This is a genomic window from Carnobacteriaceae bacterium zg-84 (assembly GCA_013874835.1).
GTDB lineage: Bacteria > Bacillota > Bacilli > Lactobacillales > Aerococcaceae > WM01.
In genome coordinates this window covers 529544-544148 of the sequence record CP059430.1, presented here as the reverse complement: position 1 = coordinate 544148, position 14605 = coordinate 529544, and the positions used below count along the sequence as shown (strand labels likewise).

The 14605-nt window shown below is 33.1% G+C and carries 18 protein-coding genes; all 18 read right to left on the bottom strand.

What is annotated here, in order from left to right; all coding sequences use genetic code 11:
- Positions 1-160 precede the first annotated feature (160 nt).
- Positions 161-1339 carry an MFS transporter gene (locus H1220_02730; GenBank protein ID QMI86286.1) on the bottom strand — a complete coding sequence of 393 codons (1179 nt, stop codon included), beginning with the start codon at positions 1337-1339 and terminating at the stop codon, positions 161-163.
- Between the two features lie 624 nt (positions 1340-1963).
- Entirely contained in the window at positions 1964-2863 is a 900-nt protein-coding gene (locus tag H1220_02725; GenBank protein QMI86285.1) for a glycerophosphodiester phosphodiesterase, read from the bottom strand.
- Entirely contained in the window at positions 2860-3225 is a 366-nt protein-coding gene (gene crcB, locus H1220_02720; protein QMI86634.1) for a fluoride efflux transporter CrcB, read from the bottom strand. Before crcB ends, H1220_02725 begins: the two co-directional genes overlap by 4 nt.
- Position 3226: 1 nt before the next feature.
- On the bottom strand, positions 3227-4432 hold the full coding sequence (locus H1220_02715; protein QMI86284.1) for a peptidoglycan bridge formation glycyltransferase FemA/FemB family protein: 1206 nt from the start codon (positions 4430-4432) through the stop codon (positions 3227-3229).
- A gap of 6 nt (positions 4433-4438) precedes the next feature.
- On the bottom strand, positions 4439-5332 hold the full coding sequence (locus tag H1220_02710) for an RluA family pseudouridine synthase (GenBank protein QMI86283.1): 894 nt from the start codon (positions 5330-5332) through the stop codon (positions 4439-4441).
- A gap of 3 nt (positions 5333-5335) precedes the next feature.
- A complete protein-coding gene (locus H1220_02705; protein QMI86282.1) occupies positions 5336-5782 on the bottom strand; it encodes a signal peptidase II in 447 nt (148 codons plus the stop codon).
- Positions 5783-5795: 13 nt separating this feature from the next.
- A complete protein-coding gene (locus H1220_02700; GenBank protein QMI86281.1) occupies positions 5796-6722 on the bottom strand; it encodes a hypothetical protein in 927 nt (308 codons plus the stop codon).
- Positions 6719-7354, bottom strand: coding sequence for an MBL fold metallo-hydrolase (locus H1220_02695; protein ID QMI86280.1), 636 nt, complete (start codon positions 7352-7354; stop codon positions 6719-6721). Before H1220_02695 ends, H1220_02700 begins: the two co-directional genes overlap by 4 nt.
- A gap of 15 nt (positions 7355-7369) precedes the next feature.
- The gene (locus tag H1220_02690; GenBank protein QMI86633.1) at positions 7370-7768 is read right to left on the bottom strand and encodes a cytidine deaminase; all 399 of its coding nucleotides are present in this window, start codon (positions 7766-7768) and stop codon (positions 7370-7372) included.
- A gap of 196 nt (positions 7769-7964) precedes the next feature.
- Entirely contained in the window at positions 7965-8270 is a 306-nt protein-coding gene (locus H1220_02685; GenBank protein QMI86279.1) for a hypothetical protein, read from the bottom strand.
- 21 nt (positions 8271-8291) lie between these two features.
- Positions 8292-8996, bottom strand: a complete 705-nt coding sequence (locus tag H1220_02680; GenBank protein ID QMI86278.1) for a Bax inhibitor-1/YccA family protein — start codon at positions 8994-8996, stop codon at positions 8292-8294.
- A 205-nt stretch (positions 8997-9201) separates the two neighbouring features.
- Positions 9202-9849, bottom strand: a complete 648-nt coding sequence (gene trmB, locus H1220_02675) for a tRNA (guanosine(46)-N7)-methyltransferase TrmB (GenBank protein ID QMI86277.1) — start codon at positions 9847-9849, stop codon at positions 9202-9204.
- 63 nt (positions 9850-9912) lie between these two features.
- Positions 9913-10704, bottom strand: coding sequence for a phosphotransferase family protein (locus tag H1220_02670; protein ID QMI86276.1), 792 nt, complete (start codon positions 10702-10704; stop codon positions 9913-9915).
- A gap of 29 nt (positions 10705-10733) precedes the next feature.
- Positions 10734-11930, bottom strand: coding sequence for an ABC transporter permease (locus tag H1220_02665; GenBank protein ID QMI86275.1), 1197 nt, complete (start codon positions 11928-11930; stop codon positions 10734-10736).
- On the bottom strand, positions 11927-12658 hold the full coding sequence (locus tag H1220_02660) for an ABC transporter ATP-binding protein (protein ID QMI86274.1): 732 nt from the start codon (positions 12656-12658) through the stop codon (positions 11927-11929). Before H1220_02660 ends, H1220_02665 begins: the two co-directional genes overlap by 4 nt.
- An 84-nt stretch (positions 12659-12742) precedes the next feature.
- Complete coding sequence (secE, locus tag H1220_02655; protein QMI86273.1) at positions 12743-12916, bottom strand: preprotein translocase subunit SecE; 174 nt, start codon at positions 12914-12916, stop codon at positions 12743-12745.
- A 38-nt stretch (positions 12917-12954) separates the two neighbouring features.
- Positions 12955-13107 (bottom strand): 50S ribosomal protein L33, encoded by a 153-nt coding sequence (rpmG, locus tag H1220_02650; protein QMI86272.1) that lies wholly within the window; start codon positions 13105-13107, stop codon positions 12955-12957.
- Positions 13108-13492: 385 nt separating this feature from the next.
- Positions 13493-14605: a PTS sugar transporter subunit IIC gene (locus H1220_02645; protein ID QMI86271.1), complete on the bottom strand. Its 1113-nt coding sequence runs from the start codon at positions 14603-14605 to the stop codon at positions 13493-13495.

Genomic DNA, 14605 nt, shown 5'->3' with positions numbered 1-14605 from the left:
GTTAGTATATCATAAATTGTCTAAACTCGATAGTTCAACGATTGCCAATCTCTAAAATAGCATCGTAGTGAGTGACATCTTCTATGTGGTGTGCGATTTATAATAAATTCTTTTATAAAAGAAAAAACCCTCCTAAAAGGAGGTTATCACATTCTTATTGTTATGAAACAACTTTATTTCGTTGATAGAAAAATATTGCTGAACAACTTACATAGATGATACCGAATATCACAAAAAATATATCAACAGAAATATAATTAGCTAGAACCCCCCATATCAATGATGATACTGGCATAATCCCCACAGATATTGTTCCTTGTGTGGCAAATACTTTCCCTAATTGCTCGTTTGGAATAGAAGATTGGATAATAGGTGTCGTAACAGTTTGAACAATTCCCAGAAAAAAGCCCGATACTAACATACCTGCTAGTACTGTCCAATATCCACTAACAAAAAAGGACATTATTGCCATACAAAATCCAAAAAAACAGTACCCGATTATCATTTTTTGATAAGTCGCCATCCCTTTCAATACTTTATGAACAATAAATGTACTGCCAAAAAGACAGCCTACAGATAACATCGCACTAATTAAGCCTAATAAAGTAGGGTCATTTAAACTTTTAGAAATTTGTGCAGTATACACATTAAATCCTGAAAATCCAAAATTACAAATCGCAGAAGATATCGTCAACATTCTTAATAGTGGATTTGAAAAAATAATTTTAAATCCTTCAAAAACGGATTCTGACTTTTCATGATGTAACTCTTTTATTTCTTCTTTGCAATCAATCTTTTGAAATAAAGTTGCAGATAATAAAAAACTTCCTATTGAAGACAACAACAATACTATAGGACTAATCATTTTTAATACAAATCCAATCGTCCCATTAAATAAATAATCTGCTATTTTATAACCAATAGACATATAGGATTGTGCCGCTTCTAATTTTTCTTCTTTCACTAAAAGTGGAACAAACGCATCTTGCACAGGATACGTATTCATACTAAACATACAAGAAAAAAAGACGATAGCACATAAAAGAAGTGGCATAATAGGTAAACAAAACATCGCAAATAAAATCATGAGATTTCCTAACGCTTGTCCCAATTCTAGTATGACAAGTATTTTACCCTTTTTATGTCTATCAATTAAATTACCAAATAAAAAAGAGAGCATTGTCGGAGCAAAAGCAGCTGCATTAAGGGCTCCTACCCAAAACATATCTTGTGTATTTTGCATGATATACCATATCAATACAATATACACAACACTATCTCCATAATTGCTCATCAATCTCCCAAACCATAGTTTTGTAAAATTTTTATTAATTAACATTTCCATTTCCTCCTAATCATTTATTTTACAAAGATAATTTTCATTCTTCCTTTTCTTTGACATCAAAATGATGGTGATGATTATGCTACAATCCGACCTCTACATATCATCATACTGTTTCATCATAGCCATACAATATTTTCTTCCAAAAATAATTTATATCATATCGTTTTTTCGATGTATCATACGTTTTGATGTACCCCACGCTGTTCTTTTTTAAAGATTTTTCAAATAGACTAGCTCTTTAAATATCCCCATTTATATGAGCCAATTCACTCCGTTATCTCTATCAAAAAGCTGTTATATCTACAAAAATAATATCATTCTACTTTTATAAGTCAACATTTTTTCACTAAAACGATAAAATAACCTTAATTTAAATAAAAATAATGCATTTTAAGGTACCCCTTACTAAATTTTTATCATAATACGCCATAAAAACCACACTATTTCTTTCATAATATCGGTTTCTTCTTGTCAAACGCTAAAAACGTTATTGATTTAATCTTTTCAGCATATCCAATGCTACATTTGTCGGTTTATATATGACACATAGAAAAAAGAGTTAACGAAACCGTGGTAATGGTTTCGTTAACTCTTTTTTTGACTTCACTATAAGCCAATTTATTTTTTCATTTGTTGTATGACTTTTTTTAAAATATCGGGTCTGTCGGACATGATACCATCCACGCCTTTTTGAATAAGGGTGGTCATTGTTTCTTCATCGTCAATCGTCCAATATTGGACAAACATATTATGTTTTTTCAGTTTCCAAATCAAATAGTCCGTATCAAGAGGGACTGTTTCAAATGTTGGAAATTGTGCTCCCTCTACTCCGTAGTGCATAAAGAAGTCGTAACCTCCATACATAGAATAGACACTTGTTTTTGCATCTTCTTCACTCATACTTGTGTGACTTTTTGGGTCTTTGATTGAGCGATAGTAAGCTAAATTACTCTGAATAAAACTTGCGACACTAACATCTTCTACAATATCATATTTCTCAATCAGTTTCTTAATTTGACGTGCAACCTCTTTGCCTGCTTCGCCCTCATCTTTTATTTCAATAATAAATAATGTTTTCTTGGCGTATGTCGCAAATAAGTCGTCTAAAGTCATTGGAATAACTTTTTCGTGTTTTTGTTGAAAGGGCATTTTCCCTTCGGGATCAACAAATTTTGCACCAAAGTTAAAATTTTTTAACTCGTCATACGTATAGTCGATAACACGTCCAGTGCCATCACTTGTTTCATCAATCGTTTCGTTATGATGTGTTACGACAATATTATCCTTGGTTAGTCTTAAATCTAATTCCAAGGCATCTACGCCTAGTGCCATAGCTTGTTCAAAAGCATATATTGTATTTTCTGGAAATAGTTTTTTAGCTCCTCCATGTGCAATGACGAGCGGTATTCCATTTTTTGCTTTAAATTTATAAGCCAGTGGCTTCTCGGGAGATATGGCAATAAATTGTAGCACTGTATACACAATCACAAAACCTAAAAAGATATATCGTTTTTTCATTGTACTCCTTTTGCGCCTAACATATATCCTACTCCGACAGCTAGCAATGATAGTGTGATACTGCATAAAAGATACAGTGCAATCATCATGTACTTACCTAGAGTGTATAATTGAAATGTTTCAAAGGCGAATGTTGAAAATGTTGTAAATCCTCCGCATAATCCGGTGGTTAAAAAGAGTAGCCATTTTTTATTGAGTTGTTTTGAGTACCCCATACAAACACCTAAAATAAAGCTACCGATAATATTGATACAAAGTGTTTTAAGTGGGAATGTTGTTGTAAAAGGCAACCATACGCTAAGACCATAGCGACAAATCGCTCCAATACCACCGCCTAAACCAATCAATAAAATATCCATAATACTACCCTTTCTTTTTCAGACGTTTTCGCATGTTTAAAGCAAATTGAACCGCATAATAAAGTGGCGATACGACTAAATCAAACTCCCCAACATATTCTTCAATAATGGGATTAAATTTTGCTTTAAATCGAATAAGTCCACCTTCAAGATTATTTTCAATACCACCCAAATTAACACGTGTGTATCCCTGTTTTTTGGCGTATTCAACAAAGGATACATACAATAAATATTGTGGGTAAAATTGTTTATACTGTTCATCGAACCCCGCGTAAATTTGTTCTAATACATGTCCACATCCAACAGATAAACCACCTGACATAATGGCTTTATCCTCAACAGGCATGGCGTTTAAATCAGACAGACGTTTTTCTAATAAAGTTAATTCTTCCTGTAACAATTTAACTTTGCGTTCACGATAATTTCCAGACGTCATTTGAGTCGTCAATGCATTGATTTTATCCTTTAATTGTGATGTAGCTGTTGCGACGTCCATTTCAGCAATGGAAAAATCAGCTTTATCTTGGTATAACTGTTTAATTAAACGGAAATAATCTGCACCTCTTAACTGAATATGTTTACGTGCCATTGTCTTTTGAATGACGTGATTTAACAAATCCGCACCCTCCTCATCATAAGACGTGATGACAACATCTCTTTTACGAGATGCTTTGATACAATTTCGGACTTTTGATGAGAGTGCTTTTTCATCAAACTGCTCGACATCGAGAATGGCTTCAAATCTTGGTTGCACGGTGTCATATAAAGACGTTGTTAACCCTAAATAGCGAATACCTTTTTGTGTGAGTGTATTTACTTTTTCTAAACTATCAGATAAGACGGGGGAGCTTGGAAACACTTTAAATGGTGCCGATTTACGTACAATTCTTGGGTCAAATTTAATAAATAACCATTTATTCTTTTTAGCAAATTGATTTAATTCATTCATATAAAAAGAAACTAATGCTTGATTATCGTAGTCGATAATTGGTCCTCTTGGTATGTACCCAAATTTAAAACCTTTAATGGTACGAATTAAAATCAAAGCTGCTCCGACCATTTGGTTATCTTGATAAACAGCTGTACGTACAGACTGCCATTCTGATTTTACACTTGCCCACTTAGCTGTTTGTAATAAATTTCCCATTGGGTGTTGTTCAACAAATATATCGTACGATTGTTCATCAATATCTGTTTTAAATGTATACATATAAACCTACTTTCTTAATGTTTCTAAATACGCTTGAAACTGTTCTGGTAATTCAGTTGTAAACGACAATACTTCTTTACTTTTTGGATGTATAAATCCTAATGTTTTCGCATGCAAATATTGTCCTTGCGTTTTATCTTCCTCATACGGACTATATAGAGGATCCCCCACAAGTGAGTGCCCTATAAAATTCATGTGTACACGAATTTGATGTGTTCGTCCAGTTTCTAAATGTAACAAAACCAATGTTTTATCATCAAACCTTTCGAGTACTTTAAAGTGGGTAACGGCATGCTTACCGTCTTTTTGAACAGAAAATTTCAATCTATCTTGTTTATCACGTGCAATAGGCGCATCAATCGTTCCTGTTTCATGTTCAATCACTCCATGCACTAAAGCAACATATTGTCTTTCCATGGTGTGCTTTCTTAATTGATTGGCTAAAAATTGGTGTGCATCATTATGTTTAGCCACCACCAATAAACCTGTCGTGTCTTTATCAATACGGTGTACAATACCCGGTCGTACATGACCCGTTCCAGTGGATAGCGAACTTATATGATACAACAAAGCATTGACTAAAGTACCTGTTTCATGCCCTCGTGACGGATGCACAACCATTCCTTTTGCCTTGTTAATGACAACAACATCGGTATCTTGATACACAATTTCAATCGGAATATTTTCAGGTATAACGTCAATCGGTTCCTCTTCAAAAATAGATACCTCAATCACGTCATTTTCTTTAACTTTATAATTGGCTTTTTCTAGTTTTCCATTCACCATTACTTGTTCTAATTTAATAAGTTGTTGAATTTGTGAACGGCTTATCGTTAACCATTCTTGTATCACTTTATCCAAACGTTCTGTTTGATTGGTGACAATCTTTGTTTCTTTCATAATTTATCCTTTTCTTGAATCTAAAATCATGTATAAAATGAGTAGCACTGCGCCAAATGTCAAACAAATATCGGCAACATTGAATATAGGAAAATCAATAAAATCCACTTTAATCATATCAACGACATAACCTAATCGTAATCTATCAATGAAATTCCCAATAGCACCGGCAAAAATGAACATGTAAATCATTTTTTCAAGACGTCCACGTTTTTGACGGTGTATCCAATACATTAAACCGACAAGAACAACAATCGTCATAATGGTAAAAAATAACATATTACCAGATAATATTCCCCATGCTGCTCCTTTGTTTTGGATATGGTATAAAGACACAACACCATCTATAAGCGTTTGCCCTGTATGTAATGGGAAAGTTTGTACAATCCAATATTTCACAACTTGATCCAAACCAATGAGTAACAAAATCCCAATATAATAACCTATCATTTTTTCACCTCTTTTACATCGTCATTTTTTGAATTTCTTTTTCTAAACGGTCAATCCATACATGTTGTTTTTCTGCTACATGTTTTTCTTGTAAAGCATGAACAAATGCCACTTCATCGTCAATGACACGCTCTATAAAAGGATATAACATCGACACGTACAACAATATATTTTGTTGTAACACTTGTTTATTTTGTTCATCAATCGCCATATTGTCGACATATTTATCCATGCATTGATATATAGGATGCTCCAAAACCGGCACAAGTTGCGTTAACGACACACTCTGTTTTTCGCCAAACCACACCATGTCTATGTCTTGTGTGTATTGGCGTTCACATAACATTTCCAGCAAATAAGATTTCAAGAGTGGATGAAACTGTTTTGTACACAATAAATACATGGCTTGTTCTATATACGCATCAGCAGATAGTATATTGAGCATTGGCAATAAAGAACGTTGCTCTAAAAAAGATAATGCTTCAACTTTTTCGAGTTGCATCATCAACTGTTGTTGCATTTCTTCCTCTTCATTTTTTAATGCGATATGTTGTTGATTTAAACGTTGTGACAGAACCTCTAATTGATATGTGGATAATCCATATTGTTCATAATAAGCTGTCTTTTTTTCTAATGTAGACGCAGCTGTTTCTAAGTCCCACAACTCTAATAATAAACGAATGTACAAGCTGTCCCACTCTATATCCTGTGTTTCTTGTTGTATATTAGGTAAGTATGTCTTAAAAAATGCTAAAGCCTTATCCAATTCATGACTTTCCAATAATGTCGCAATATAGATCGTATATAAAGATGTATCTTTTGTTTCTTGAATGGCTTTTTCCATATAGAGAATGGCTTCAGTCATATTTGCTTCTTCAAAAGATTGCGTTGCTTTTTGTAAGAAAACATCTTTATTTTTCGGAAAGCGAATAATGTTCATCGTGTCACTCCGTTTAAGTAAGGGTTCGTAACACGTTCTTGTTGAATGGTTGTTTGGTCACCATGTCCAGATAAAATAACAGTGTTATCTGGCAGTGTCATTAAATGCTTATTTATACCTTCCATAAGTTCTGCATGAGAACTACTTGACGGTAAATCTGTTCTGCCACAACCACCTTTAAATAGTGTGTCACCGACAATGGCAAAACCGTCTTTTTCAAATAGATAAACCGTACTACCCGGAGAGTGCCCCGGTACATGTTCAATACGACAATCAAATCCCTCGATAGAAACTTCTCCCATTTCTTTGAATAAAACGTCTGCTTCTCTCACAGAAAGTGGTTCATGTCTACTTGATAAATTTAAAACAGGATTGCTTAAAAAGTCTTTTTCAATATGATGCATGTATACAGGCACTGGGTAAACATTGCGTACCTCATCTAATGCTCCTATGTGATCATAATGTGCATGTGTTAAAGCAATCGCAACGGGATTTAAATCATGTTCTTGGATAAATGCTAATAAATCTTCTGGTTGAGCACCAGGATCAAAAATCAATGTGTCTTTATTGTCTTTAACAACAAAATAAACATTTTCAGATAATAAACCTGTCGGTATTTTATAAACAATCATATATAAAATCCTTTCTTACATATCTAATTTAGTAAATGAATACGGTACTAAATCATTTAATGTTAAACTTAAAATATCATTATCTCCATTCACTAAATAAACAGGTGTTTCTGGAGAACAAAATTCAACTAAGGCTTGTCGACAAATATTACATGGTGGTAAGTAATCCTCTGTTTTCCCTGCCACAGCAATCGCCACAATATCGCCTTTACGATATCCTTGTGACGCTCCAGCAAATAAAGCACTACGCTCTGCACAACTTGTGGCACCAAAGGATACATTTTCAATATTCGCACCTTTAATCACTGTTCCGTCTTTATACAAAATCGCTGCACCTACTGGAAAATTTGAATATGGGCAATACGCATGTTGTAATGCTTCTTGTGCGTATGTCATCAATTCTTCTTTTGTCATCACAATATCCCTACCTTTAACTGTTTTGTTGTTATAGTATACCATAAATCATACGTGAAAACTAAAAAATCACTCTAATATGCAAAAGTGGTAAACTGACGTTTTTAATGTCAGTTTACCACTTTTATGGTGTGCATATCCCTTATCATAAATGGATAACACGTATTCGATTTGCCTGTTTCATCAGCCCTAAACATTACAGGCGAATTTGTTGATGTAATGCTAGTAAAGCACCAGTTTGTGCATCGGCAACAAAATCGTATGTGTATTGTGTCGTTGTCACACCACCCACAAAAACATTCATATCAAAAACATCTGAATACTCTTTTGTCATGTTGATAAACGAACCGACAATATGACCTTGTAATCGACTATCTGTTTTGGCATTTGATAAAATCGTATCACATAAATGTTGTTTGTCCAGTTGTTTTTTATATTGATACGCCGTTCCGGCTAACACAATCGTACTCAAAGCTGTTGCATATTTTATAATTTTTTTCATATATATCCTTTCCGATATAATCTAATCTTTTAATTTACCAAAAATATTTAAAACAGATATAAACATATTGATGAAATCTAAATATAATTCCAATGCACAAGATACAATAAGTGAGTTGTGTACGTGTGGTTGGTTTTCAAAATAAAGATACACTGCTTTAATTTTTTGCATATCATACGCTGTTAAACCTGAAAATATTAATAATACAACAATAGAAATCATCAACTCAATAAAATTACTTTTGAAAAGTAAGCCATTCATCAGAATAGAAATGATTAACCCAATCATAATAGGTCTTGCAATTGTTCCTATTTTTGTTAAATCTCGGTTTGTTGTATAACCATAAATGGCTAACATAGCAAACAAAGGAATAGTTGACACGAGCGCATAGACAATGCTCATCGGTTCATATAAAGCACCCACCACAGCAAATGTCACACCAGTCAGTATCGAATACACGATAAATTTCACAATATAAGACATTTTATTTTCGATTTTTTCTAAATTGATGCGTAGCGAATAAGCTAACATAATTTCAATCATAAAAATACCATAATAAAAAAATGAATTGGAAACGATGTGATAAAATAAAACCTTTGTTTTGAGTAGCATATACGCTGAAAGCGTACTAATGGCTAACCCAATCATCATCCATAAAAACGTCCTTGCAACAAATCGGTTTAGTCCTCTTTCTTGTTCCACAGAATAAATTGTTTGGTGTTCCATACCTTACCTCTCTTTCGCTTTCAATCAGTATAACAAAGATACATCTTTTTATCAATTTCATTTCTTCTTTATCCATCGACACGGTATGATAGAATCGAAAAACCCTTGACATCAACGTTTTGAAGAAGTTGATGTCAAGGGTTTTTAGTATTTAAAAATATTTATGGATATACTCTCTTATTTTCACTTTAGGGTCAATTTATTTTTATTTTTTCTCCACAAAAGCTGCTTCGACACGGTAAATACGTTGTCCTTTTGCCGAAAATTTTTGTTCATACTCTGTCATAATATTGCCTTCAAAATCACTCGTATGCAAATCTAACCACACTTGTTTTAAGTGCATGCCATATTGAGAAAAACTTGCCAATGAATACTCAAACAAACCTTGATTATCCGTTTTGAAATGAATTTCACCATTCGGAACCAAAATTTGTTCATCACTTTCTAAAAAGGTTTTGTAAGTTAAACGTCGTTTTTCGTGTTTTTTCTTTGGCCACGGATCACTAAAGTTTAAATAAATACGATCCACTTCCCCATTATCAAAAAACTCTGTCACATCTCCTCCGTTAATGTGCAATAATTGTAAGTTTGGTAAATCTTCTTCAATCAATTTATCTAAAGCTACGACTACAACACTCGTTTGTAATTCAATACCAATATAGTTAATTGTCGGATTAGCTTTTGCCATACCCACAATAAATTGACCTTTTCCTGTTCCAATTTCGATGTGAATAGGATTGTTATTATTAAAACGTTCGTGCCAACGACCTTTCCATTCTTTTGGATGTTGAACAACGTATTGTGGATGTTGTTCAATCTTTTCTTTTGCCCACGGCTTATGTCTTAATCGCATATTATACTCCTTACTCTTTTCTCCCATATAAAATGGGGCTAACATATTTGCTAGTCCCTCATTTTAACGATTTCTTATTTGTTTTAATACATCTTTTATCAGTAAAATACTATTATTCATTTGTCTGTATCGACCTTGGAAATGATTTTTCTTAATACTTATCAAGCAATCGTATAGCACGTACCATTCTAACCGCTCAATAAGGTCTTGATTTATCTCTAGCCCATAAACATCAATCCATGTTAACCAATCTTTTCTATCTACATATTGACACAAAATATTGGCAATATCTAACATTGGGTCACAAAGTTTGACCATTTCCCAATCAACCAAATACAAACGTCCTGTTTTTTCTAATAGAAAATTACGATGATTTAAATCGCCGTGACACACCGTTTTTGGTGTATCTATCAACATCACTGCTCGTTGTTGTAAATAATTGTAAACATCATTTAAAAAGTGATTTGTTCTTAAATCTGTTTGCAAATCTTCTGCATAGAGTGACAAACAATCCATTGGCGAGCAAACTTTACCGTCAATTTGTTTGAGCATTTTCAATAAAGGTTCTGATTGATGAATATCTCTTACTAAATTCAAAACGTCCATTTGAACCATTTCTTCTTCGTCTAATTGTCTAGCATCAATCCATTCCTGAGCCGTTAACACTTCGCCGTGAACCGTTCTTTTTGTCCATAATAATTTAGGTGTCATACCCTCCGTAGAAACGGCCGCTAAAAATGGTGTTGTGTTTCGTTTTAAAAATATATTTTGTTTTCCTTTAACACCCATATAGGACTGACCCGTTTCGCCACCTAATGGATATAAATCCCACTCTGAATCCATTCTATAATCCATGTTATACCCTTATTTCTTCAATTTTGCTTCTATATTTTATCAAGTTTTCTTTGAACATACAACGGAAAAATGATATAAATGAACACAATACCTATCAAAATACCTATCATTAAGCGAATATCGAACGCTATGAGCATACTCAACACACTCGCTACCAATAACTGCACTACCAATATTTTCTTTAAAAACGCTTGAAAATCACGTTTTTTTTCGTCTTTTGTATAAGGTGCAATCTCTAATAAAATATGACCTGAAAAATGTTGATACATCGGCAATAATTGATAGCCCGTCAAAAATAGCATACATACGAGTATACCACTATACAAATATACATTAGAAAATAAATATCTCAATAAAATTGTCATCCCCATTAATTGCATCGACATACTCAACTCTGCTTTTCCACGTAAAAAAGCACGTTCATACAAATAATAATAAAGACGTGTTGTTTTTGTAAAACATTTATCTAAATATGGTCGTCTTTTTACTGTTTCTTCAAAAATCGGGACATCAATAAATAATTGTAATAAACGGTATATTTGATTCATTCGCTTGATTTCTGTATCGACAATATACTCCCAATAATACAATGCTGTATCCTTTTGTAGACTATACTGCATGATACCAATAAATAAACCAACACATATCACACTCGCCCAAATATTAACAAAAAAATACAGACTAAAGACAATACCACTACTTAACATCATCGCTACAACACTTTGCCATTGCTTTAATGGTCTATTTTGTTTTAATAACCACACTTGTCTAAGTAAATCAACATACTTTAACAATATCATGACAATACACAAAACAAAAGAAACAACTACGTTCATTTTTAAAAACAATGGATACAATATGCCTACCGTACAAATAGCAATAAAACTAGGTAAACACAAACTATACACTAAACTTTTATGAATATATGGTTTCCAATCATTTTCTAGCGTACTTAAAAAGTGTTTGTCTGCTGGTTGAATAAGCAATGCTAATTTGCCGAATAAAGTCAAGCAAGACAAAATAGCGATAATGCCTATTAAAACAAGGGTTGTTTGGTCATGCGTAAATGATAATGTTTGAATAAATTGTGCATAAGATAACCCAATACCTCCCAAGGCAATCATAAGTACCAATACAAAATGATCATTAAAAACATACCTTAAATACTTGGCTAAACGCTTTTGATGATTGGCTAATCTCGTTTTAAATAATCCTTCTAAATTCATTTTGTCGCCTCATTTACCATTTGAATATACAAGTCATCTAAAGAAGCATTTGGCACTTGATATTGTTCTTGTAATGCTTGTAAATTTCCAACTGCTTGAATAATCCCGTCATGAATAAAGACAAATGTATCGCATTGTTTTTCTGCGGTCGATAAGACATGTGTAGACATTAAAACAGCTGCTCCTTTTTTCTTTTTATCTTCAATCATCGTTAATAAATGACGAATAGCTAGAGGATCTAATCCTAAAAAAGGTTCATCAATGATATAAACAGATGCATCAATCATGAAAGCACATGTAATCATAACTTTTTGTTTCATACCTTTAGAAAAATAGGCAGGAAACCAATCAAGTTTTTCCATTAAACCAAATGCTTCTAAATAGGGTTTTGCTTTGTCTAGCGCTTCCTCTTGTGATAAGCCGTAGGCAAAACCTGTGACAAAAAGATGCTCTTTTAATGTTAATTCTTGGTATAAAATAGGTGTTTCTGGAATATACGTTACTTGCTGTCTATAGGCTTTTGCGTCCATTTCCACAGTTTTTCCATTAATCGTCACTTCTCCAGAAAAAGGTTTCATCAGTCCGATAATATGCTTAATTGTTGTACTTTTCCCTGCACCATTTAGCCCAATCAAAGCAACCAATTCTCCTGAATTAACAGAAAATGTGACATTTTTTAAAACCGCATAATTTGTATAACCACCTGTTAATGCTTTTATTTCTAACATACAAACTCCTTTTCAAATAAAAAAACCAGATAATAGACAAAGCATTGTCTATTATCTGGAGAGAACTTTGCCTAACTCTCTTAATTAAAATGATAATAATAAATGTACAAGTGCTGTAATGCCTGCATCCACTACTGCAAAAAATAATGCGAATGCAATCACATTAGAAACAACTGTTCCTGTCAATCTTGCTAATTCTTTTCCTGTTGGCCAAGTGACTAGTTTCATTTCTTGAAACACACTTTTTAAAAATTTCATAATAAACTCCTTTTGTGACAAACTTATTTGTGTCTTTCCTATTTTGTTTCTTTGTGTAATGTATGTTTTGCACAATAACGGCAAAATTTCTTCACTTCTAAACGAACTGTTTTTCCTTTTTCAGTTGGTGTAACGGTATAATTACGCTGTCCGCACACTGTACACGCTAAACCTGTTTTACGTTGAACCACACATCTCACTCATCTCTATATAATCTCCTACCTATCATACCTATTTATACAACATAAGTCAACTTCTATATCATGAATATGCAGAAAAATCGTCATAAAATAAGAAGAGATTACTTTATATGATGTCTTTACCTCAATAGTATAAATATCCAACAATTATCATCAACAAACTAGCAATAATTAGATACATAAGAGTAATGACTTCTATAAAAAAACTAATATGACACATTGCATTATTATCTAGTGATAAACCTGTTTATTTCAATACATAAAAAGAGATTGCTGTTAATTCAGCGATAAACACACCTAAACAATTTACAACGAAACAAAAATATCACTATCCCATAATAGAAAAAACACCATTGTCAATGTAGATAAATACCACTTATGCATCAAATTTAAATACCTCTGGTGTATATAGACGCCATACTTTTGTGTAAAGATAACGTGTTAAAATAGCAATACCTAATGGTAAAAAAATCCAAGACACCACTGCCAAAATAGGCGATAAACCTCCATCAATAGAAGCAAATAAACCTGTTAGCCCAACTAAACCAAAACCTGCACTTGCTGGTGTTCCGACAATATGAAATGTTGGCACTAATAACGCACATAAAACAGCTGTTGTGACAATATTAATATAAACGATTGGGTGTCTAAAAACATTTGGCATCATCATTTTCATTGAAGCCAATGCTACGGCAATCGTCACACCTGGCTTATTGACTGTAAACGAATGAACAATCAATACCATAGTGGTAGAAGCTACTCCCATTGCAGATGCTCCTGCCGATAATCCTGTCAAACCAATTGCCAAACCAATCGCAACTGTTGAAATTGGAGATACAATCAAAATAGCAAAAGACACACAAATCAATATACTCATCAAATACGGTTGTAATTCGGTAAAGTTTTTAATGAGAACACCTATTTCTGTCGTAATACTTTTTACATACGGAAGTGTATATAATCCAATAACAGAAACCAACACACTTAATATCGGTATTAAAATAATATTTAATGACCCTAGTCTATCTTGTAAAACAAGAAGCAATAAAACACCTAGACTCGCAACCAACATGGCATTAATAATGTCACCTGTCCCAGCTGTTAAAAAACCATTTGCGACCGTTTTAGCATTTTTAATCAATTCTTCATTACCTAGTTCTTGTGATTGTTTCAATAAATTAGACACAACAACTGCTTTTGTTGTCACTCCAGAACCAACATACGTTGCTGCTGCAACAGAGGCAGCTTTTAATCCTTTAAATCCAAATTCAAAAGCAATTAACGCCCCCATTAAAGCAGGAATAACCGCTTGAAAAAGCACATTTGCTGTATGCCACATGAGAATAAACTCATTACCTTTAAAAAGTTGGTTTGTTAATAAAACCGATAAAATCGCATTTGGAATTAAGCCAACTAATACAGCGATCGCTGTCCCATTCAATACCTTTGTCAAAAATTGTCCTACTGTTAATTTCTTTGATTGTGTCAT